Origin of the sequence: Dyadobacter psychrotolerans, from assembly GCF_004349265.1 — a bacterium.
GTDB classification, from domain to species: Bacteria; Bacteroidota; Bacteroidia; order Cytophagales; family Spirosomataceae; genus Dyadobacter; species Dyadobacter psychrotolerans.
In genome coordinates this window covers 1-23,953 of sequence record NZ_SMFL01000013.1, presented here as the reverse complement: position 1 = coordinate 23,953, position 23,953 = coordinate 1, and the positions used below count along the sequence as shown (strand labels likewise).

The following is a 23,953-nucleotide window of genomic DNA, read 5'->3' as shown; positions in this document are numbered from 1 at the left end:
TATAATGTTTTTCGCGCTACTTTCTCCCAAATTGATATGGCAAAGCGAACTCCATGGGATAAGTATCAACTTATTCTGCCATCACTCAGTCAGGATGTTTCTATAACAGAATTATCCCGGACTCACAATATACCGGTGCGGACTCTGCGTGACTGGAAGAAAAAATTTATAAACCTGGGTCTTCCCGGACTGGATCATATAAAAAGAAAAGACCAGGGAACGCGAAGGTGTATGTCACAGCAAATGCAAGAGCTGATCGGCGGATTCGCTTTACTCAAACCCAAACTGAGGATTACGGCTATTTATCAGAAAATTGTTTTGTTAGCTGAGCAAGCCAATCAAAAGCCCCCTTCCTATACAACAGTATATAATGTTGTACGCAAGATCAAGCCGGCTTTGTTGACGCTATCTCATGAAGGTGTTAAAGCTTACCGACAAAAATTTGAACTTATTTATCGCAGAGAGTGCAAGGCCCCTAATGAAATATGGCAATGTGATCACACAGAGCTAGACATTTATGTCCTGGACAGCGATGGAAAGGAAGTAAAAACCTGGCTTACTATTATAATGGATGATTATAGCCGGGCGATTGCAGGATTTCAATTATCAGTAGAAGCTCCAAGCTCTATTAATACCGCTTTGGCATTAAGACAGGCAATTTCCAGAAAAGAGGAACCATGCTGGGAGACTTGCGGAATACCACAGATTCTCTACACCGACCATGGCACTGATTTCATGTCTGTACATATTCAACAGGTATGTGTCAATTTAAAGATTCGTCACTTCAATTCAGCTGTGGGCCGTCCACAAGGCCGTGGTAAAATTGAACGGTTTTTCAGAACATTGAATGACACGCTTCTAGCAATCCTACCTGGTTATAGCCAGAATGGTAAACCTCTTTCTAAACCAAAGTTGACTTTTACGGAGCTCAATTCTGCTGTAAAGGACTTTATAGTGACAACTTACAACCAGCAAATACATAGGACAATCGGCGTTTCGCCCCTTCAAAGATGGTCAGAAGGCTTTTTGCCTCAAATGCCGAACTCATTTGAAGAACTTGATCTTTTACTATTGTTCATTCAAAGGCCACGCAAGGTGCAAAGGGATGGCATCCGGTTCCTTGGCATGAGATATATCTCAATCGTTCTGGCAGCGTTTGTTGGTGAAACCGTAACTATCCGATATGATCCTAATGATCTGGGTGAGATTAAAGTCTACCACCAGGATAATTTCCTATGCAAAGCTGTCTGTCAGGATCTTTCTGATATGACTATCAGCCTTAAAGAGATTAAAGCAGCCAGAAGCTCCGTAAAAAAGGATTTATTTGATCAGCTCAGACAGTCAAAAGCCTTCATTAAAGGTGTCACAGGCAGGAAATGTCCATCATCTCCTAAGCAATCCGTAGTCAGTGAGCCGAAAACATCTAAACTTCGTATTTATGAAAATGAATGATTTAAAGATTCCTGGAAAGTTTCTGTCTTCATTTATTCTCACGCAGGAATTTAAAAGGTTTGAGGAATTTGTTAACTCATGTGTAGACTACCGGTATATAGGAGTCTGTTACGGAGAACCTGGTGTTGGCAAATCGCTGGCTGCTGCATATTACACTAAATGGAGGGAAGAATTAACCTCTGAGAACCTTGTCAGTGATATATCCTTAGAGAATAGTTCAATGGCAAAAATTTGCAAAGGTGTTTTTGTCACAGTTCCCGTTACCAACACACCAAAAACTATTAGATATGAAATTCACCGGCGCTACTTTGGTTATGGCTCATCCGTTGCAAAAGCAAATGGAATAACGGATCTGGAAGTAAGAGTCAAATACGCAAATTCATTCTGCCCTTTAGTTATACTTGATGAATCAGACAGGCTTAGTTTTAATAGCCTGGAAGAAGTTAGGAATATGTATGATTATTTACATTTCGGATTGGTACTGATTGGTATGCCTGGCTTTGAGAAAAGACTTTCGAGATATCCCCAGCTATTCTCCCGGATCGGATTTGCACATCAATATAAATCTTTGGGAGAAGATGAAATGCGGTTTGTGTTTCCTAGAATATGGAGTAAAATGGGTAAAGAATATGATCCGGAGTATTTTGCCGACTATGAAGCAATGAATACTATCATACGAATCACAGGCGGCAACTTTAGATTGATTGACCGTATATTCAGTCAGATATGCAGGATTATGGAAATAAACAAGCTGCAAACAGTAACCAAAGAGGTTGTTGAAGCCGCAAGAAAGTGTCTGCTTATTGGGTGAGTAACATTCAAGTTTGATCCCTATTAATACGGCAATTTAATGTTGAAATAAATATGCAATTTATTGTTAAAGTTCACACAGATTTCTGGGATTTACTTTGCTGTTCTATTTATCCTCCGTTATCTAGTACACGTGGAAAATGGTGCAGCATCAGGATCGACACAAAGCCTAAAGCGTAGAAGGGAATCGATTTATCAAGTAGGGCTGTATGCGGAGCGGAGCTTCTACAAGAGTCTGGGAAACTGGTCAAAACCACCTTTATACTCCGGTATTTGCAAAGCCAGCCCTTGCGCCGGCGAATTCACGCCCAGCTGAACAAGGGAGAACAGCTGCACGCGCTTCGGGCCTGGCTTTGGTTTGAGGCGATGGCCCTCTCCGTAGAAAACAAGAAGATGCCCAGCAAGATACTGTCGGATGTTTGAACGTTGTGACCAACCTGGTACTGGTCTGGAATACGGTTTATACAAGAAGTGCTCAAAAAGCACCAGGCAGAGGGATATCCGGTAGAAGAAGATGATCCCGAACATCTTTCGCCGGCCAGGTTGCGCACATCAACCGTTTAGGCAGATGCACTTTTAAAAAAGTGAAAAAATTTGAATCCAATGGCTTACGCCCATTAAGATCATAATTGACGAGCATATTGCTTAGCGTATTTCTTTGCCCATTTGCTAAAAGAACCCCTGGATGGAAATCCCCTCAGTATTTATGATCAACCAAATAACTCTTAGGGTTTAAATTTTATATTATAAAATTTAAACCTATTTCATAAACAATTCATTTGAAATTAGCCGAGTGCAACAATGGTGGAAGGCTTGGCGCTTTTGGCATACCTGTTAAGATGTAGGCCTAAAAGGCCCTTAAAGTGTGATTTTTACGAAATTTCATTCATTTGAGCTCTTAATAAATCTTAGAAATTCTATATATCAGCTAAAAAAGCTTAGCAAATAGTTTCACTTGTCGAATACTTTCAGAAAGAGCAGATCTATCAAATTCATAACCAGAAAGGTATTAATAAAAATTTTTTATAAAAAAAAGGCAAAAAATTTGCATCGAAACAGTTTTTAGCGTTAACATTGTATGTTGTTAAAATTTAATTTTATAATATAAAAATAGAATTATATGACATGAAGCTATAATTGTTAATTGTGAAGCACTTGCGATTGGATGATTTTAAGAAAGTTACTTTGTTAAAACTGGTAACAGCAAAAAGGAAATACCGGATTCGGCCCATCTTCTTTTTTTGGACTGGAATTATGCTTTCGAAGCCAATATTATTTTAAGTACCTGCAGCGCAGTATAGATACATTATTCCTAAACTCTTTTCCAAAACCGTGGAGGGCCTTCGAATGAAGATCCATAAGTAAGATCATTTTATTATATCTAATCATCAAATCAATGCAAAATTTTTCTAAAAAACGACGTCGAACGGGCTGGTGGCTCACCATGTGTCACCAGTACCAGGCAGTTGCACAAAGTGGGAATTTACGTGGTAAAGTGACTGGTTATCAATCACATAAAAAAGAGGATCTTACAGGGGCTGTCAGCGTTGTTAGAACTTCGGATATCAAAGACGTGCCTTTGAGTAATCTCATCAAAGCATTGCAAGGGAGAATCCCAGGTGTTTACATCACCACTAATGGTTCGCCAGCGGTGGTGCAACTGTCAGAATACGTGGAATTGGCACAATCGGAAACAATAATCCTTTGTATGTAATTGACGGAAACAGTTGGAGGAAATCTTTAGCGACCTGTTGCGTAGCTACTGCGGTACCTGCCGAAACCATTGTTTATCAGTCTCTGTTAGTCCAGCCGATCATTACGGTGCATACGGTTGATGGTGGCTGTGGAGGTCCGGGACCGGGAATGACAGAATCGAATTAAAATTGAACGCTAAGTTGAGACAAATCCCGGCTGGTACCAAGCCGTCAAATAATAAATAATAGTCAATTAATCATTTAACAAAATATATAGATGATGAGCAAACTAGGTCGTTTATGCAAAATGCTAATTGTGGGAATCAGCACATCATTGATGTTGTCTTCATGCTCCCTCCTGGTAGACCACGAATTAGATGGTTCCCTGACGGATCCAAGGGGCAATGATCCCTATGGAGTTGCGGTCATTGACAATGTCAATTCCGTATATTTTAATGACGTCGATTCTCTGAATGCGGCAATAACACTTGCGAATCAACTTCAATTGCCGGTTTATGTTTACGATGGCAATTACACTTTCAATGTTCACTCAGCACCTACGGAGGGTTTTTTCGGTGCAGGAATCATCAAATTTAACAATGCATTGATTTATGATCCCGAAGTTGAATTTGTCGGGATTCCTCATAATCTTTCCCAGCAGGTATTCACATATCCCAATTACATAACAGAAGGAAATCTTATCGAAGCGCCTCTGGCAACAGTCCCGACATCGAAAACGGTGGATATTCTGGCACATTGGTATAATGATTTTGGGCTCGCACGAACTGCAATGGCACAAAATGGGCAGAATGGCTGGCACGGTTGGTATGATTGGCGATGGAATTTTACAACCAATGCAAATTATGATCCTGCCAGGCACCCGCTTCTAGGTTGGTATCGCGGAGATGATCCAAAAGTATTGGACTGGATATCATATTGGATGGTTAAGTACGGGGTCAAAGGAACGATCATAACCAATAATTTCAGAACAACAAATTGGAATCAGCCGTCCGATTCCGGACATTGGCTTTATCAGTTGTTTAACCATGCGAAAAACTTCAAGTTACTGAAGTATTCTGTATGGATTGCGGCGAACCACGGAATTACCAAAGTGGATGCGACTGCGCGGGATAATGATATGATCGATAACATACTGGCAAATTATGATAATGTATATTGTCACGTAGAAAACGGGAAAAGATACCCAGTCTTTTATGGCTGGAATATGGAGGGATTCCGCGGCACCCACGATTCCTACAATGGAACTACGAATTCGGTTATCTATCTGAAATCATTGGCGCAAAAGTGCATAAACCTGGGGTACGATGGTATTTGTATATATGGTAGAACGCTCGCCACTGGTGCCGGTACTTTTACTGCGGGGATTAGGACTGATTTGAAAAACAACCATGTTATTCTACTGTCACAGGATTATTCCAGTACGTATGCCCATACCAGAAATGGACCCTATCAGGCTTATGCAGCTGACTCAGCGGTGTTCCCTCTGGATGATTTCAGGGTTTTGAACGTAATGACCTCGGCTAAAACACAAGCCCCACACCCTTCGCAATGGAACCTGTATGGCAGCACACCATTGCTTTTTCAACAAGCTTTACAGCATGCCGTCAATGTCACCAAGGCTACGGCAAAACCGAAGACAGTTGTTATCTATAATGTATCAGAATGGGCAGAGGGAGGCCCGGGGTTGGTGCCTAATCAAAAGGATTTATTTGGTTATTTAGAAGCGATTTCCAATATATCTAACTAATAAGTGAATCTGATTTGTATGTGTCAATTGGTGGTGATGAGAAAGATTTTTATGGGTATCCGACGGGTATGTTTAGTTCAAGAAAATGAAGCAGCTACTCATGATTCTTTTGCTTTCGTTTAATTACCGCAATTCAAGACCTGGAAATAACACGATTGCAGGATTTCGTAAACGTTTTCTTCGTGAAATTAAGGAGTGATTTAAGGATAAATTGCTCACTGTTAAAAAATTAGGTCTTGTAATATTGGAGGATGTACATTTGGACGGCACTAAAAATTCAAATAAATGCAAGCAAGAATACCCTACCAACTATTTTATGATGAACCGGGTCAAGGATCACTAGTATTACCACAATCTAGTCAGTGACAAGATGAATGCATATTTGACCGGAACAAACCGAAAGGCAAGTTCAACGTTGATGTCAGAATCGGGGTGGAAATATATAGTCTGAGATTGCTTGAGAGACTTTGGATGTTTTTCCGAAAAATTACTTTGATAAAACGGATAATGGATTAGAGCAAAAAGGGAAATAAGGAGATCCAGCCAGTCTTTGACCGGCCAGGAACCATACTTTCGAAGCCGATATCGATTTTGTCATAACCTGCAGTGTAGGTTATATGAGATACATTATTTTTAAACTTTTTACTCTTTTCCAAAACCGTGGTGGCCCTTCGAATGAAGATCCAAAAGTAAGTTCCATTAATTATATCTAATCATCAAATCAATGCAAAATTTTTCTAATAAAGGACGTCGAATGGGCTGGTGGCTCATGATGCTTGTCACCATGTGTCACCAGTACCAGGCAATTGCACAAAGCGGGGATTTACGTGGTAAAGTAACAGAAAGAACCGGCTCAATATTACCTGGAGTAACTGTTCTAATCAAAGGTTCGTCAACAGGAACGACAACAGATGCAGAAGGGAATTATAAACTGACGCTTACCCAGCCTACCGGAACATTGGTGTTTTCTTTTATGGGTATGATCAGTCAGGAGATTGCTTTTAGCGGTCCTGGCGAAATCAATGTTTTATTAGCGTCTGATAGCAAAACCCTGGACGAGCTTGTGGTAGTTGGATACGGAACGCAGAAAAAAGTCAATTTGACGGGGGCAGTTTCTATCATTGATGGCGAACGTTTGAAAAACAGACAAGTGGCTTCGACCTCTCTGGCACTGCAGGGGGCAGCTCCGGGCGTAACGGTTACCCAGCAATCGGGAGTGCCGGGAGGCGATGCCGGAACAATACGTATAAGGGGTATAGGTTCGATTAATGCCGGTCAGAATCCACTTGTTTTGATTGATAATGTAGAAATGAGTCTAGATGCAATTGATCCTAATAATATCGAAAGTATATCGATTCTGAAAGATGCGGCTGCGGCGGCGGTCTACGGTTCACGGGCAGCCAACGGCGTCATTTTGATTACTACTAAACGCGGCACAAGCGGGATCAATGTGAGTTACAATGCCTATGTTTCAAATCAGACTCCTACTGATCTGCCAAACAAGGTCAACGCTTTGGAGCACATGAAATACTGGGACGTAGCCCAGGCTAACAGTGGTTTGCCGGCCGCTTTCACACAACAGATTGCTGCGTACGAAGCTTCCGGCCCCAATAATTACACCATTTTTAATACAGATTGGAAAAAGCTTGTTTTGACCGGAAACGGTATGATGCACAATCACAACCTCAATGTTTCGGGAGGAACAGACAGGATAAAAATTTATGCGTCGGGAAGCTTTCTGGATCAGAACGGTCTTACTGCCAATACCAGGTACAAACGTACGGACCTGCGTTTCAATACCGATATTGCTTTAACAAAAAAACTGTCGGCTTCGATGGATCTTGTTTTAAACAAAAGCGACCGCCTATGGCCCGGTCAGTCGACCCCGCAATCGATTATTCGTCAGATGCTTGGTTTCCCGGCAACAGCACCAGGCCGTTATGATGGTGGTGAGTGGGGAGAAGGATGGTCTAATGCCAACCCTGCCGCACAGGCAGAGGATGGTGGTTTCAGCAAAAATATTACGAATTCCAGGATCATCAAAGGAACACTGACTTATAAACCAATTGTTGGCCTGGAACTTCTCACTTCTTACAGCTCAAATTTTTACACATCACATGGCAGGACATTTACGGATCAATACAAAATTTACATTGCGGATGCCGCCAACAACGCACTTCTGTTCGCCCGGCCATGGCCTGCCTTGAATTCGCTTGCAGACAATACTACTGAAAATACCCAGAACCTTTTTCGGATACAGGCTACATTCACCAGGGCATTTGGCAAACATAACCTCACGGCTCTGGGCGGTTTCAGTACCGAGGATTTTCAAAGTTCAAACATAAATACACTCCGTCAGAATCTGCTCTCGCCGGACCGCCCTTATCTGGACAGCGGTGATCCGCTTGGACAAAACATGAGTGGCGGAATCAACAGGTACTCTATGGTTTCTGCTTATGGGCGTTTGAATTACAACTACGATGAAAAATATCTGTTGGAAGTAAACGGACGTATGGATGCATCGTCCCGTTTCAGACAGGAAAACTGGTGGAAGTTGTTCCCTTCGGTGTCCGCCGGGTGGAGAATTTCGCAGGAAGGTTTCTGGTCGGGCATCAACAACATCGTTCAGGATGCCAAAATTCGTGCTTCTTATGGAACGCTTGGTAATCAGAATCTGATCAGAAGCGGATCGGCGGATTACTATCCGACATACTCTACATTCTATTCAGGAACGGCTTACAACTATTATTTCAACAATGTAGTTAATGCAGGTTATGCACTTACAACAGCTGCCAACCCGAATATCAAATGGGAAACTTCGAAAATCCTGGACATAGGTGCAGACTTTGGGCTGCTTAGGAACAGGATGACAATCACAGCGGATTACTTTCAGCGGGATATTTCAGATATGTTACAACTTGTTCCAATTCCGTCTTACGTTGGGCTTGCATCTCCTTTTGTCAACGTAGGCTCAATGCGCAATACGGGTTGGGAACTAGGCATTGGCTGGAAAGACAAGATGAAGGATTTCAGCTATCAGGCACAGTTTAACATCTCAGACGTGAAAAACGAGGTGCTTAGAAATGGCGGGACCCCGATCATCAGCGGTGCGACGATCCAGCAGCAGGGTTACGCCCTTGATTCATATTACGGATATATTGCTGACGGGCTTTTTCAAACCGCGGAGGAAGTGAAAAATGCACCATTCCACTATGGGAACACTGCGCCCGGCGACATTCGCTACCGCGATATCAGTGGCCCGAACGGTATTCCGGATAATAAAATTGACAGCTACGACCGTACCATTCTTGGCAATTACTTTCCACGTTATGAATACAGTTTCAATCTGGCGGCCCAGTATAAGGGTTTTGACGTCACCGGTTTCTTTCAAGGGGTTGGCAAGATGGAGAATTATCTATCAGGAACAGGCTCTCAGCCATTTTACTCGGCCAATTTTCAGGGTTCTATGTATGAGCATCAAAAGGACTTCTGGACACCTGAAAATACGGATGCGTCATATCCACGTCTGACTGCCAATGCCATTCCCAACAACTATGTAACGTCTTCTTACTGGGTACGTTCGGCATCCTATCTGCGCGTCAAAAATCTGGTGCTTGGATATACCCTGCCTAAAACGATTACAGGGAAGATCAAAATTAAATCGGCAAGAATTTACCTGAGTGGACAAAATCTGGTGACTTGGAATAATTTCTTCCCCGGTTTCGATCCTGAACAGCGCAACACAGGCGGAGAATTTTATCCGATCATGAAAACCTACACTGTTGGTATCAATATTAATCTTTAAAAAAATGAAAAAGAAAATCTTTTATATAACTGGTCTTTGTCTTTGTTTACACGCTTTTTCAGGCTGCACGGACTATCTTCAAGAAGCACCTCTGGACGCGCCGGCAACCGGGCAGTTTTTCAATAATCAGACAGAAATGAATGCAGCTCTCAATGCTGTTTACAAATTAGTATACTGGAACACCGGCAACATACCATATCAATATGTATTCGATGGATGGACAGATATTGCCCTGCAACGGGCCCCGGATTTAGGTGAAGGCAACTTCGATGTTTTTAATACCCATTCAAAAAGCCTCTGGACCATGGCATATTTAACGATCCAGCGTGCGAACACAATGATCGAGGGTATGGAGACCGGGAAGGCCAATGTACCAGCCGCGGTTTACAACCGTATGCAGGCGGAGGCAAAAGGGATACGCGCATTTGCTTATTTCTATCTGGTAAATATGTTTGGGGATGTTCCTTTGATTACTAAGCCACTGCTTCCTTCTGAATTTTATAACCAGTTACGTACACCGAAGGCCGATGTGATTAAGTTTATCTACAGCGATCTGGATGCTGCGACTGCCGGACTTGACTGGGCACCTGCCGACCGCGGCCGTATGAGCAAAGCGGTTGTTCTAGGGTTAAAGGCTCGTACTGCATTCTACAATAAAGATTACAAATTAGCGGCTGATGCGGCCAAGTCGGTAATGGATGGTGCTGGGCTGGGATTGAATCCTAAATTCCAGGATCTGTTTACCAAGTTGGGGCAGACGCCGAATGCCGGAAAGGAGATCATGTTTGAAGTTCTTTACACTGATGCTGATGTGAATGCATTTACTTACCTACCGCTGTCAGGTAGTTCAAGAGCTGCCGGTGGACAGTCTGCGCGCTTTCCGCAGCAGCGACTGGTAGATATGTTTGAAGCAAAAGATGGAAAACGCATTGATGAATCGGCTGTTTACGATCCCAAAAATCCACGCCTGAACCGGGATAGCCGTTTGAAATATACAGTGGCGATTCCTGGCGACACGATTTCGATGAACCTGGTTACCTTGGTTTATGACATCTATAAAAACACAACTTCATTCAAAAATGCGGACGGGACGTGGTCGACCAAAGCCAACGCCGATTATGATAATGCTTTTGGTCCTTCCAAAAGTGGGGTAGGATTGCTGCACGCAAAATATACGATGACGGCCGAAAACAACTTTTCGGCAAGGGTTAATTTTATCCTGATGCGTTATGCTGAAATTTTGCTCACCTTCGCCGAATCAAAAATTGAACTTAATGAAATCGATGCCTCGGTATTGAACGCCATTAACCTGATAAGGAAAAGGGCTGGGCAGCCCGACGCAGTGATGGGTGATCAGACCAAAATGCGACAGCTGATTCGCCGGGAACGGACTGTCGAGCTGGCTATGGAAGGTTTTCGCTGGTTCGATATTCGTCGCTGGGATATTGCTTCTATTGTGATGCCGCAAAAAGTGATGGGTATTGCCAAGGATCCCGCGATTATTCCAGCCAGGCCTAATTTCAAACTGACGGTAGTAAATGACCTAAACAACATTCCAACATATGCCGAAAGTGAAAGCGTACGTATGGTAAGGGAAATGCGATTCTGGTATCCTAAACTAAACCTTTTGCCGGTGCCGCAGTCTGAACGGGATACCAATCCCGGAATCACACAAAATCCTGATTGGTAATGGTTTGAGGCTTAGGTAAATTAAAAAGATCTGGCAGGTATGTAAAACCTGGCAGATCTTTTTAATTGTAGAGCAATCCAGAGATTGTGCGACTCGGTTTCCCAGCGCCGGCAGCGAATTTGTTGCCGGCGCCGTATATCTTCAGGTATTTTCCTGCAAAGAAAAATGAACCAATGAAAAAGACTTTAAAAATTTTGCTGGCTTTGTGCCTGTCGGCTTCATTCCTTAATTCCATGGCGCAGACCGAAACCCTGATGCTCTGGCCCGATGGCAAGATACCCAACTTCAGGATCAATACCGTCGAGGAGAAATCGGTCGTTGATGGCGCTGGAATTCTGCGGATCAGTGGTGTAACGGTTCCTTCAATGACCGTTTTTATTGCACCCAGAGACAAAGCAACCGGAGCAGGTGTTTTGATCTGTCCCGGCGGAGGTTATGGAGTATTGGCGTCACACATAGGAAGCGTTTTGACCAATTGGTTCAACGAGCGCGGTATTTCGGCTTTCGTGCTGAAATACCGTCTGCCGGATGAAAAGACGATGACACATCAGCATGAAGTACCGTTGATGGATGCCATGCAGGCAATGAAAATTATCCGTCAAAACTCTGAAAAGTTTAATGTAGATGTAAATAAAATTGGTGTCATGGGATTTTCTGCCGGCGGGCACCTTGCCGCTACGCTTTCGACGCATTATAATATGGGCGAAAAGGCCTCGGAAGAAGCAAAGCCAAATTTCTCAATTTTATTGTATCCTGTGATTTCATTTCTGCCTAACCTTGCTCATGGTGGCTCACGGGACAGGCTGCTTGGTTCTGAAAAATCTGAGGAATTGATCACATATTATTCTAATGAATTACAGGTGAACGCCAAAACACCTCCAGCCTTTTTGGTTCACACGATGGATGACGAAGGCGTACCGCCAGAAAATAGCATCGCATACGCGTTGGCATTGAAAAAGCTAAAAATACCGGCCGAGCTGCATTTGTATCCAAAGGGCGGGCACGGCTACGGATTCCGGACCGAAGGCAAAGGTTCGCTTGCAAATTGGCCTGCGGCCATGGAGGGTTGGTTGAAAGCAATGAATTACATTAAGAAATAAAAAAAATATGTCGGAGGATCTGCTGCCAATGCAAAACTCTCGTTGATACAAATTTGTATTGCAGAATATGATACAGGTGTTACGGGTCAGGCTAAAAGATTGTCCATAAATGACCGCCAGCCTATTGAAAGCTATATGGAGCAAATACGAGTCTTCATAAGTTGAAATTAAATTGCTTATGCTCTATGGCAGCCAGTTCCGGAGGGAAGGTTTGAGAAAAGGTAAATTTTTTACTCTTCAATATTCAAAGAAGGCGCTGAGATTTGAATGCAGGTGATCGGTACCTCGCAAACTTTGCTACACGAAACCCGCGGTACTTTTCATTCAATCCTTTTAACCCGTGTAACCGGATCTGTCTCACTTTGATACGAAAATCCCTCTGGATTGCAGGTCCGGAGGGATTTTTTCTGAGCCTGTTTAAGTCTGTTTTTTAGAAAACCCTGAGACTTCCTTTCTGGCCCTATTCACCAAATTTAACAGCTTCAGTAATTCCTTTCCAAGTATCGGTCCGGAAAGGAATGGCAGGAAAGTTATCGCGGTTATACAAGTTTACGTCACCATTATCGTCGGCCCAGCCATAGCGTACAGCCAGTGGCGTAGTCACCGAATCGGCGTGAACAACAATGGAATTCCCCTGAATAGCGGCCTTGGCATAGTAGAATTTTTGATCGGATCCGGCCACTTCAAATCCCCTCAGGTACCCATATTTATCTTTCGCGAACAGACCCTGACCCACATTGCGAAACGTCAGAATTGCTTTATTACCGTCAATGGTCATCTTATCAAACTGTGGTCCGCGTGACGTTTCGTCTGAACCAGCTTCGTTTTTGTGATAGGCCACCCGCATAGCTTCGGCCGCCAAACGCTTGCCAACGTCTTCCTTATTTTTTGGGTGAATATCCATACGCTCGCCAATATCAGACGTAACGGCCATGCCCGTATTGGGCAATTGCAATGTCATAGTTTGTGCCTCACGGAGTTCCGCCCATGTACTTCCGTTCCGACTGTTGCCATTCAGTGCATTATAACTGGCTAGCTGAACATACAGAAATGGGAAATCATATCCCCAATGCTGTCGCCAGTCCTGAATCATCAGCGGAAATGTTTTACGATATTGGTATGCCCGTTTCGCATTCGTCTCCCCCTGATACCAGATAGTTCCCTGAATTGCGTACGGGATTAAAGGATTCAGCATGGCATTAAACAGTTGAGTAGCATACGTATTCGATCCCGGTTTGTAGGAAGAAGCAAAAACACTTGCCACTCTATATTTCCATAACCCAGCCAATGGAATTATTAAGCTTTCGCCAACAAGGTTAAGCTGCTCGCGCGGACCGACCATCCCTCCAACAGCCCCGGTATCAACAACCCGTACAGCTATCACATTGCGACCCGGTTTCAGCAAGCCTTCGGGTATTACATATTCACGTGCTCCTCTGCCTTTTTTACTGCCAATTAACTGCCCGTTCACAAACGTCGAATCGTTGTCTTCTATGGAGCCGATGTGCAACTGCATTTTGCTCAACTTACTTCCTGGCGGAATGACGACTTCCAGACGAAACCAAACAATGCCATCCAGACTTGTTAAGCCAGCCCACTCCCAATCACGGGGTATATCCATCGTTTTCCATACACTATCGTCAAAATCGGCCTTTGACCATGTTTGTTCTTCAGCAGCGGTAGGTAAACCGCCCTGTTGGGTTTGTATAAGTACTTTTATTCGCTCGGCACCACCTTGAATTACTTCTTCATAGGTAGCAGGTAATTTATTGGCAATCAGCTTTAATTCTTCATTTTGATTCATAGCCTCCCGGCTGGTCCAGGTTTCGGAATGTGTGCCGCCCCAGGACGTATTAATTAGCCCAATTGGCACATGCAATTCTCCCTGAAGCTGCTTAGCGAAAAAGTAACCAACAGCGGTGAAGTTGGGCGCTGTTTCAGGGCTGCACACGGCCCAACTACCCTCAATGTTATCCTTGGGGGTTAAACTGATGCTTTTCTTAACCAGCAACTGCCGGATTTGTGGATGGATAGCCTTGGGGATTTCTGTTTTGGCATTTGCCGCCGAACGTAGAGGCCATTCCATATTTGACTGACCGGAACAAATCCACACCTCACCCACCAGCACGTCTTCGAAAGTAATGGTATTATTTTTGCCCTTCGCAATAAGCCGATAAGGTCCGCCCGCTTCCATTGGATCCAGCGAAACCCGCCATTTACCGTCTTTGCCTGCCTGTACGGTCTTGACCTGAGATAGAAGTGTAATGGTCACGTTTTCATTAGGAGCGGCCCAACCCCAGACCGGTACCGGCTTCCGGCGTTGTAGTACCATGTGCGAGCCAAAAACATTAGGCAAACTAACATTGGCAAAGGAAACCTGAAATACCAACACACTAATAATAAGACACCATGTCATACGTTTCATTTGAATACTTGATTTTGGTGGAATAGAATGAGCACAAGTGCAAGGAGACATTTTAGTCTGAGTTTAGAAAAGGGCTTTACGGACTACTGAGTCAGTCGTTGTCCGTCTTTAAGCAAAACAGCTTTTAATTTTGAGTAAGATAATCGCTGGGGTGAGACCTTATCCCTGATTGCCAGCACAGCCGCCGTTGCCGCTGACTGAGCCAAAATCATAAAGACCGGCTCCATCCGAATTGACCCGTAGGCGATGTGTGAACTCGACATGCAGACAGGCACAAGCAGATTGTTGCACTCAACCTCCTTCGGTAAGATAGATCCGTAAGCAATGGAATAGGGCTTATCCGGATGTACACCAATATCACCTTCATTCTGAACGAATCCATTCTTCTGAACGTACCGTTGCGCGTTGTGGGCATCCAACGCATATGATCCCATTCCAATTGAGTTGGGGATGTTTGTTTTACCCAGCGCATCATTTTCTTTCATCACAAATTGGCCTGTCATCCTCCGGGCTTCACGAATGTAGAGCTGATGTGGCCAACCCGCATTATCGACAAATTCATCTTTGGGCAATCCCCATTGCTGCATTTTCTCATGCACATCGGCTGGAACGCGTGGATCCGTCTGCAAAAAATGCATCAGGCCCTTTTGATACAATTCATGGTCGCGAATTATATCGCGCCGACGTTCGTATGTAGCTTCGGGATAATCGTAATTTTTACCAATGTAATCCGTGCTAAACGGACCGTGATTGTTCGTATCTGTTTTACGGTTGGGAATGGGATCATATTTGGAAAACGTTTCACTCCAACCAGCTTTATATACACGTATCAGTAATTCATATCGGGTTGAATCGTACCCATTTGGTCTGGCAAATGGAAGTCTGTTGCTCGGATGATTGCTTAGGCACATCCGAAAGCAATAGGCCTGAATTTTAGAATCACCTGCGCCATTTTCGCCTGGAGTTTCCTCATGCACCTCTGGTACCAGACCACTTTTGATGTCTCCCGGAATTTTATACGGACTAATATCAACACTAAAGTGATGCCCGTGCTGGAACACACCGGCTTGCACGCCATTGTGGGTTTCCCCATATACATTATTCGCCTCGCGACCGACGTGATACTTAACACCTGCGGCGGCCATCAAATCTCCTTCGTAGGTGGCATCAATAAACATTTTGCCCTCATATACCTGCCCGCTTAGCGTTCGAAATGATTGGATGTTGCCGGCTTTTTTCCGAACCCCGATAACCGACCGGTCAAGCCATTCATTACGGTAGATTGTCAAATGATGCTCTTTCACAAAATCTTCAAAAACTTTTTCGGCGGCATGAGGTTCAAAAATCCACATGGTGCGGCTGGCCCCATCAATGGCTGGTATTCCCTGGCCTTTGTTGCCATATTCTTCCCGTTTCTGCCATTTCCAGGCATCCTCTTGCTGATAATGCTGATAGATACGCTGGTAGAATTCACGTGACAAGCCACCGATTACTTCTTTATTGCCAGTGTCGGTAAAACCCAGTCCTCCTGCCGATAGTCCACCAAGATGTTTATCAGGAGAAACGATAATTACCGAGTTGCCCATCTTTCTAACCTGAACAGCTGCAATCACAGCTGCTGAAGTGCCTCCATAAATGATTACATCGGCCCGCCGGACGATACCTTGCTGTTCAATCCCGGTTGATCCCTGCGAATGTCCGGCATTAGTTGTGCTCAATCCCGCACAAACAATCAACAAGGAGGCCGACAGCCATTTACTTATGCCACTTCTTATTATAAAGATATGATGCGAGATAGAAGAGCTGGTCCGGCAAAACTTTCTGGATGAAGGCATAAAATTTTAGGTTTAACTGTAAACTAATTCAGCGTTATCAGGATAATTACTATCCGCTTTGTCGCTGTACACTTCGTTCCTTAATAGTAAATACGCACCAATGCCACATCAGGTCAGGCTTTTAATGCGATGCATTACAATAATGGTCATAGATTGTGAATCGGTGATTTTCGAATTGCATTTTCATCGCCTTTTCCGCGATTCAAAGCCTGGGTCATCAAATTGCCTTTATCGTTAGGAGGCTCCTGGACAACTTGCCTTATACTTCCTTTTCTAAAAAAACTGTTTGATAAGGTTACATTCAAATGCTTAAAACTTCATGGACATATAACCGATCAAACAGTTTTCCAGGCTTCTCCAACTTTAAAACCGTCCAAATTCCTGGTACACCTCAAACGGATCGCGGCCGGTAGCCATTGCCTGACGACTCTGGGCTTCGTCGGAAAAGGCTTGTTCGGCAATTTCCAATACTTTGATGGTCAGTTCCTGTGGTACAACAACGACCCCGTCATTGTCGCCAAAGACATAATCGCCAGGGTTTACCTGCAGGAGCCCGCTCATGCCTTTCACATAGATCGGTATTTGGTAATCTACGACCATAAACCGGCCGAAGGCCTCGACCGGATTCCGAAACCGGCAGAAGGTCGGGAAACCCATGTCGATAAGGTAATTGGAATCCCTGGTGGATCCATCAATGACCGCGCCGACACAACCGGCAGCAGCAGCTGCTGTGGCCGATATTTCGCCAAATTGCCCACAGGATAAATCACCCTGTGTATCCCGGATCTGCACTATACCATCGGTCATACTTTTAAACATTCCCAATCGGATGTCATGAACCTTTTGGTCGCGGCTGGGTGTTGCAATGCCGTGGGCGGTAAAGGCTGGGCCGGCTACTTTCATGGTGTGAATAAGTGGATAAACACCACTGGCCATGCACTGATCATGATAACCCAGTCCTTCAAGTGCATCAGATACCAGGGCGGCATACAATTTTTTGTAGCGGTGAGCTATTTCGGCAGCATCGTAATGAACCGAATGTTTACGAATTGGGTAGTCGTTCGTGATTATTTCCATGTGGATTAAAATGATGATCGGTTAAATGTATTTTTTATTTTCAAGCAATATCAGCGTCAGGCAGCTACCGTTTTGGATACAGTTAAGAGCTGTTTCATAGGTTTACTTCTCTATCGTTTTCAAAAAACCAGATAGCTCCGCTTCCAATCAGCAAACCACCGAGGGCATACACTCCCGACAGACTTGCCAGCCCCAGTGTTAACCCTAGTGTTGGTTTAAGCACACCCAGGAGATAGGGCGCTGATGAGCCGATCAGAAAAGCACAGGCCAGCATCAGCCCATAGGCCGTCGAGCGAACGGTTGGTGAAACTACCTCATAGAGCGATGCCACGATGTTTGAATCATACCAACCCCGAAACAGGCCAAAGCCAAATAATGCAACGTAGGTCATCGTTTGCGTTTGACTCATACTGATCCAGTAGATAAACGGCGATGCCAATAGTAACCCAAGTGCCTGTATGATCAACCGGCTACGCGGATTGGCCCGGGCAAAATAATCAGCCAGGCGGGCCCCGGACAATACTCCCAGAAAAGCTCCAAGGTGATGGTAAAACAGAGCCGAAAATCCAGCATCAGTCAAGCTCATGGTAAACTTATCAACCAGAAATAATGGCATCCAGGTTAAATAGCCAACATTTACGAACACCATACAGCCAAAACCAAGTGTGAGCAGCACCACTGTTGGCTTGCGCACAATAAGGCGGGCTGTCGTCAGTATTTCGGGAAAGGCTACCTCTGTGTCGCCATCCCGATCAGGGCTTGTTTCTTTTGGGATACGACTGAAAAAGACCACGGCCAATGCGATGCCTAAGCCTCCAAACAAATAAAAAGCATTCCGCCAACCGTAGTGCTCTCCGATGTAACCGGCAATCAGACCGCTTAGAACAATACCGAAGTAGACGGCTGTCTGGTGAATAGACAAGGCCAACGAACGATTCTCCCGGTATGTTTCACCCAGCAAGGCATTCGCAGAAGGCGCATAGAATGCTTCACCTCCACCTGTTCCGACACCCCGTAGTAAAATGAACTGAACAACACTTGAACACGTACCGGTGAAGAGCGTTGCCCCTGACCAAAACAGGAGGCAGAAACCAAGAATATTTCGGCGTGAAAATCGGTCGCCAATGAAACCGGCAATCGGCACGAGCAGGCCATAAGTCCATACCAAAGCTGAGGCAATCAAGCCTAGTTCAGCATCGGTCAATCCCAGGTCTTGTCGGATGAGGGGTAATACGACACTGAAAATCTGACGGTCGGCCTGGTTCAGAAAAAAAGCCAGCCAGAGCAGGATCAGTAACTCCCACCGATAGCTGGTTGGTTTGCGAATAACAGATGGTGCAGAGTCGATCATTAAAAGGAAAGTTTAGGTTTTGTCATAGCTGCATTTCAGGCATTTTGTGGAAATTACAAGTGGAGCGAATCATAAACCCATACCACCATCCACAAAAATGTCCTGCCCGGTAATGTAGCGCCCGGCTTCCGAGCAAAGGAGTACCGCTAACACGGCACAATCATGTGGTTCGCCAAAAAAAGCCACCGGAATACGTCCCAGTGCCCGTTTGCGGTAATCCTCATCGGCCAGTGCATCGGTATTGCGTTCCGTCAGAATCACACCAGGAGCCAGGTTGTTGACCGTGATGCCACTTCCCGCCAGTTGCAAAGCCAGATTACGAACCATGTTCAGAACGCCAGCTTTCGTTGCCGCATAGGCAATCATGTCGGGATGGGGCTTTATCTGCTGAATACTGCCAATGGTCAGAATACGGCCCCAGCCACGTTGTTGCATACTAGGTGCAAACCGCTGAATCAGTTGTAAGGTTCGTTGCCAATTTACGATCATCTGCTGGTTAAATTCATCGGTCGTCACATCGAGCCAGGGCTTCCGGAATTGCACTGAGGCGTTCAAAATCAAGAGATCAATTGTCCCAAATTGCTGCTGCACTTCGTTCGCAATCCGGTCAACAGCATGTTCAAGAGCCAGATCGGCGACGATTAGCCCGGATTTTACACCCAATTGCCGAACCAGATCAGCAGCCTGTTGGCCCGCTTCAATTTCGTCGCGGCAATGAATCATTACATTGGCTCCCTGTTGAGCCAGCGCCAGTGCCAACTCCTTTCCGATTCCCTGGCTTGAACCCGTCACCAGTGCATTTTTATTTGCCAGATCCAATAGATTTGCTATGTTCACGATATAACCTTTTAATAGCCCGGTTTAAATTCCTCCTACAGACGGATACCAGTCAGGCCGATAAGGATCCTGATGGAACCGGGCGTAGTAGTCTCCTTTTTCTTCATAGTATTTTTCGTAATGCTTCATTTTGTCCTCGTCCAGTGACACGCCGAGTCCCGGACCAGTCGGAACCTTGATACAGCCACTTTCGTAGGTCATCAATCCGCCTTCGATAATGTCGTCAGTGAGATAGTGGTAATGCGCATCTCCGGCAAAGGTCATCGTCGGGATGGTAGAGGCTGTATGAATCATGGCCGCCAGTTCAATCCCGAATTCGGCCCCGGAATGCATTGCCACGCCCATATTGAAAGTGTTGCAAACGGCCACCAGGTCTTTAACGCCGCGAGGGCCTTCCCAGTAATGGATATCAGTCAGCACAATATCGACAGCACCCAACCGGATAGCGGGACCGAGATCATCGAACTTGGCCGGATACATGTTTGTTGCGATTGGCATTCGCACCTGCTTACGGACGGATGCATTTCCTTCCAGTCCCCACGACGGATCTTCAAAATATTCGATATGCAGGTCTTCCATGCGGTGGCCCATCTGCACCGCTGTTGCCACCGACCACAAACCGTTCGGATCGATACGAAGTCCAAAATCATCACCCAGCCTGTCGCGACAAAGTTCGAGCACACGCACCTCTTCTTTTGGAGCCATAACCCCAGCCTTCAATTTCATTGCATTAACGCCGAGCGTTTCGTGCAGTTCCTGGCAATAGTCGGCCAGGTCTTCGGCCGTTTCATCATTTTTTCCGTCTCCTGGCCGGTCATAACGCCAGAACAGATAGGCAATAAACGGAACCTCGTCCCGAACGCGCCCGCCGAGCAGGTCACTCAAAGGGCGGTTCAGAACCTTTCCCTGAATGTCGAGACAAGCCATTTCGATGGCTGCGTATAACCGTGCATTAGAGAGGTAATAAATACTCCGTAATACCTTCATTTTGATCACTTCGAGATGGAACGGATCTTCGCCAAGAATACGTGGTTTTAGTTTCTGTAAAGCCCCCCGCTGATCGCCACCACCTACTTCGCCCAGGCCAACGATTCCTTCGTCGGTAAAGACTTCAAGAATAGTCCTCAGGAAATAGCCGGGATGAACCCCGGTGTTGTGGCGCAGCTGGGCATTAAGTGGGATGGCAACGCACCGGGTGCGGATATCAATGATTTTCACGTTTTTTTTTATAAGTGAAAGAGTCCAGGAAAATTTTCGTTCTTTCGGTTAAAGTATAATGATTTAGCTTATGGAATTTTTATACAACTTCTCAATTCAGCGCCACCACAATTTCGCGTGTGCCGCTTTTAGGACATTGTATTTCCTTTTCATATTTCTTCCCGTTTACCTGAGTGACGAGCTTATAGGTACCGTAAAAACCGCGGAAACTCACCGCATTATTTTTAGGAGATACCGTTAGGTTGGTGCGCCATTCTTTATTAATCAATCGGTCGAGTACATGATAAACAGGCTTTTTTGTGAAATCACGATTCAACAAGCCCCCATTCCACTTGTCTTCGCCGGAGGCCACATTGACGTCGGGCCGGTAGGCTGTTCCATCCACCAGATTCCACCAGATGATGGCTTCTACATTCGGATGGCTAAACCATAATTTATAATAGTTTTCAGTCATGACAGCTTGATATTCGGGACCTTTTTCGGTCAGTGCCGCCACAGTGATTTCGGTAATATGAATGGGCAAATTAAAATCGGAATATAGGTCGAGTGCATCAAACAACATTTTAGGGGCAAAATCTTTACCTTTCATAATCTGCTCATATTCAATCTCGTTGAAGTTGTGAAACTGCATACCGATGGCGTTGACTTTGGCATTGCGAAGCCGTAGATTTTCGAGGAACAGGTAATCGGCACTGTATTCTCTCTTAACGCTGCGTTTCCATATTTGACTGAAATTAACAGTAAATACATTGCTGTTAGGGAACAGACGTTCGCTGTCTCTAAGCGCCTTGAAGGCATAATCTTTCGGCATCAATATTTCGGGATGACGGTCTGTCACTTCATTGATTACGTCCCAAATCTGGATTTCGTGACCATAACGCTGGCCAATTTGTTCAATTCGTTTACTGATTTTTTGATCCATGATTTTTTCATCCTGCGGAAGCCAGGTAGGAAGCGAAGCGCGCGGACTATCCCATACGAGTGTATGGCCTTTGGGTGTAAGGTTGTATTTGCGGCAAAACTCCAGCACGACATCAGGTGCCGGACGGCGATACATGAATTCGCTGTCCTTACCAAAGCGAAGCTTGCCAGGTTCGGGCTCCAATTCCCGCCAGTAAAACGGAACAGTCACAAAATTGAAAAGTTTTGTAAAATGCTCTTCAAACAACGCATCTTCTTTGGGGTTTTTAAATCCTTTCACCATGAAGCCATTGGATCCGAAGTAGAAATCGTGCCGGGTTTGGGTGAGTGCCACCTCGCCGGGCGTGATAGATTTACCTGATTTGTCGGTGAAGCGCACAGTGAATGTCCCCATGCGATTCTCGCGAATACCATCGGTAATCCGTTGTTGAACACCCGGGTCGTTCCATTGGTCGTTGTACTGATCTGAAAACTGAGCCGACGCTTGTAGAGCCAAAAATAAGAGGAATGTAGCAATGGCAATTTGTTTCATACAGTGCAGGTAAAGTTTGGAGCCCGTCACAGCTCTTCTAACAATCAAAAGGAATCGACTTTGGGCAATATGCAAATGCAATGACATCAAGGTGGGCATAGAGAAATAACGTAATTTAAGAGACATAAAACTATATAATTTTATATTATAAAAATTATTACAATAATGATAGCAAATAAACCCTCTCTTTTTGAGTTAACAAAATTTTTAAGTAATTTTTTTTAATTATTTCTTGAAAATAGTATAAAAAGAAAAGTCCATTTAAGTTAACTGACCAATACCAGTTAATTTAAATGGACCGTATAAACTATTGATAAATCAGACTAGCCGACTTGATATGCGTTCTGCCGCCGCCCGTAGTTCGTGCATTACTTTAACCCGGTCAGTTGCCAGATATCGGTATTCGGGCATGTAAACACTTAGGCTTGCAACTACTAGGCTGGCTTTGAAAATAGGAACAGCCAGTCCAATGACCTGTCTTCCTCTGGTTGGTTGAATGGCCAGATTCTCCCGTCGTATCTGGGTTAGCACTTGAGTAAATAATGCCTGTGTTGAGGCTTCGGGCCAGACGGCATCTGTTGGCAAGCCATATCTACTAATAAATTTTCCTATTTCTGCTTCTGTATAATAAGCGAGAAGTAAACGGCCTGATGCTGCCTCGTATGCATCTTTTTGGTCAATGGTCCGTACTTGCAGGTCATGATCGGAATAGCTATGATACAAGGCAATCCTCTGATTTCCTTTCATAACCGCTAACAGTGCATTTTCATTTAGCTCTTTGGTTAGGTTGTTCATCTCACCGGTAGCTGCTTCGAGTAAATCCTTCCGATAATTATCATTACCAGTTAATGCGTAGGCCTTGGCTCCAAGTGTGTAACCTTTTTTTGCCGCCGCCTGCTCGATAAAGTCGCGGGCGACTAAGGTCTTCAGGATATTGGCGCATGTTCCGTGATTTAAGCCAACGGCATTGGCTATATCACCTAGATATTTCGGTCGATCTGGCTCCTGAGCAATAAGCTCAATGATGTCTAATGCCCGATTAATTACTTGAATCATCGATTAATTTTATATTGTAAAACAAATATACTCCAAAAAATAGATTGGTCTAGTTTTGAACATTTATTTTCGAAATTGGAGCATATGCTACTGAAATCTGTTGACAGTTAGCCGGTTTTCTGATAATGATCCGGATAGTGGACATTCCCAAAACGGATTTTTTTATAGGGATACCATTTCAATGGGAGAGGTCCGGTCCGGTAATGTGCCTGATGGGGTGTCAGATATCCGAGCGATGCATGTGGCCGCATGGCGTTATAATTGTTAATCGCTTTCTCGACAGCTTCATATGCTGACGAAAAAGAAACAAAACCTCTGATTTCAAAATCTCCTTTAAGTGTCCGGAATAATCTCTCAGCCATCGCATTCTCGTTAGGATCTC

Annotated in this window: 17 protein-coding genes and 1 pseudogene; 9 read left to right on the top strand and 9 right to left on the bottom strand. The window is 44.6% G+C overall.

What is annotated here, in order from left to right:
- Positions 1-36: 36 nt before the first annotated feature.
- The 9 genes and pseudogenes from E0F88_RS26285 to E0F88_RS26245 all read left to right on the top strand — a co-directional run bounded on the left by E0F88_RS26285 (position 37) and on the right by E0F88_RS26245 (position 12,319).
- Positions 37-1,452 (top strand): TnsB C-terminal domain-containing protein, encoded by a 1,416-nt coding sequence (locus E0F88_RS26285; RefSeq protein WP_131961271.1) that lies wholly within the window; start codon positions 37-39, stop codon positions 1,450-1,452.
- Positions 1,439-2,263: an AAA family ATPase gene (locus E0F88_RS26280; RefSeq protein ID WP_131961270.1), complete on the top strand. Its 825-nt coding sequence runs from the start codon at positions 1,439-1,441 to the stop codon at positions 2,261-2,263. The genes E0F88_RS26285 and E0F88_RS26280 overlap by 14 nt, the downstream gene beginning before the upstream one ends.
- A gap of 185 nt (positions 2,264-2,448) precedes the next feature.
- Positions 2,449-2,685, top strand: a complete 237-nt coding sequence (locus E0F88_RS34865; protein WP_131961388.1) for a Tn3 family transposase — start codon at positions 2,449-2,451, stop codon at positions 2,683-2,685.
- A pseudogene (locus E0F88_RS34860) lies at positions 2,643-2,780 on the top strand (hypothetical protein); the annotation flags it as partial. The gene E0F88_RS34865 and the pseudogene E0F88_RS34860, both read left to right, overlap by 43 nt.
- Positions 2,781-3,658: 878 nt before the next feature.
- Positions 3,659-3,976: a TonB-dependent receptor plug domain-containing protein gene (locus tag E0F88_RS26265; protein ID WP_229213920.1), complete on the top strand. Its 318-nt coding sequence runs from the start codon at positions 3,659-3,661 to the stop codon at positions 3,974-3,976.
- Between the two features lie 257 nt (positions 3,977-4,233).
- Entirely contained in the window at positions 4,234-5,724 is a 1,491-nt protein-coding gene (locus tag E0F88_RS26260) for a hypothetical protein (RefSeq protein WP_131961269.1), read from the top strand.
- Between the two features lie 724 nt (positions 5,725-6,448).
- Positions 6,449-9,529 carry a SusC/RagA family TonB-linked outer membrane protein gene (locus E0F88_RS26255; RefSeq protein ID WP_131961268.1) on the top strand — a complete coding sequence of 1,027 codons (3,081 nt, stop codon included), beginning with the start codon at positions 6,449-6,451 and terminating at the stop codon, positions 9,527-9,529.
- A gap of 4 nt (positions 9,530-9,533) precedes the next feature.
- Positions 9,534-11,219 carry a RagB/SusD family nutrient uptake outer membrane protein gene (locus E0F88_RS26250; RefSeq protein ID WP_131961267.1) on the top strand — a complete coding sequence of 562 codons (1,686 nt, stop codon included), beginning with the start codon at positions 9,534-9,536 and terminating at the stop codon, positions 11,217-11,219.
- A 173-nt stretch (positions 11,220-11,392) separates the two neighbouring features.
- Positions 11,393-12,319 (top strand): alpha/beta hydrolase, encoded by a 927-nt coding sequence (locus tag E0F88_RS26245; protein WP_131961266.1) that lies wholly within the window; start codon positions 11,393-11,395, stop codon positions 12,317-12,319.
- A 460-nt stretch (positions 12,320-12,779) separates the two neighbouring features.
- Here the strand turns inward: E0F88_RS26245 and E0F88_RS26240 are convergent, their stop codons facing one another.
- The 9 genes from E0F88_RS26240 to E0F88_RS26200 all read right to left on the bottom strand — a co-directional run.
- Positions 12,780-14,744 carry a sialate O-acetylesterase gene (locus E0F88_RS26240; RefSeq protein WP_131961265.1) on the bottom strand — a complete coding sequence of 655 codons (1,965 nt, stop codon included), beginning with the start codon at positions 14,742-14,744 and terminating at the stop codon, positions 12,780-12,782.
- Positions 14,745-14,827: 83 nt separating this feature from the next.
- Positions 14,828-16,579, bottom strand: coding sequence for an FAD-dependent oxidoreductase (locus tag E0F88_RS26235; protein WP_131961264.1), 1,752 nt, complete (start codon positions 16,577-16,579; stop codon positions 14,828-14,830).
- 363 nt (positions 16,580-16,942) lie between these two features.
- Positions 16,943-17,656 (bottom strand): RraA family protein, encoded by a 714-nt coding sequence (locus tag E0F88_RS26230; protein ID WP_131961263.1) that lies wholly within the window; start codon positions 17,654-17,656, stop codon positions 16,943-16,945.
- A gap of 94 nt (positions 17,657-17,750) precedes the next feature.
- The gene (locus E0F88_RS26225; protein ID WP_131961262.1) at positions 17,751-19,007 is read right to left on the bottom strand and encodes an MFS transporter; all 1,257 of its coding nucleotides are present in this window, start codon (positions 19,005-19,007) and stop codon (positions 17,751-17,753) included.
- Positions 19,008-19,076: 69 nt separating this feature from the next.
- On the bottom strand, positions 19,077-19,844 hold the full coding sequence (locus E0F88_RS26220; protein ID WP_229213919.1) for an SDR family NAD(P)-dependent oxidoreductase: 768 nt from the start codon (positions 19,842-19,844) through the stop codon (positions 19,077-19,079).
- 24 nt (positions 19,845-19,868) lie between these two features.
- Positions 19,869-21,062: an enolase C-terminal domain-like protein gene (locus E0F88_RS26215; protein ID WP_131961261.1), complete on the bottom strand. Its 1,194-nt coding sequence runs from the start codon at positions 21,060-21,062 to the stop codon at positions 19,869-19,871.
- A 91-nt stretch (positions 21,063-21,153) separates the two neighbouring features.
- The gene (locus tag E0F88_RS26210; protein WP_165940153.1) at positions 21,154-22,563 is read right to left on the bottom strand and encodes an endo-1,4-beta-xylanase; all 1,410 of its coding nucleotides are present in this window, start codon (positions 22,561-22,563) and stop codon (positions 21,154-21,156) included.
- A 270-nt stretch (positions 22,564-22,833) separates the two neighbouring features.
- On the bottom strand, positions 22,834-23,571 hold the full coding sequence (locus tag E0F88_RS26205; protein WP_131961259.1) for an IclR family transcriptional regulator: 738 nt from the start codon (positions 23,569-23,571) through the stop codon (positions 22,834-22,836).
- A 107-nt stretch (positions 23,572-23,678) separates the two neighbouring features.
- Positions 23,679-23,953 (bottom strand): integrase core domain-containing protein (locus tag E0F88_RS26200; protein ID WP_165940013.1); only part of this gene is annotated, 275 nt, incomplete at its 5' end.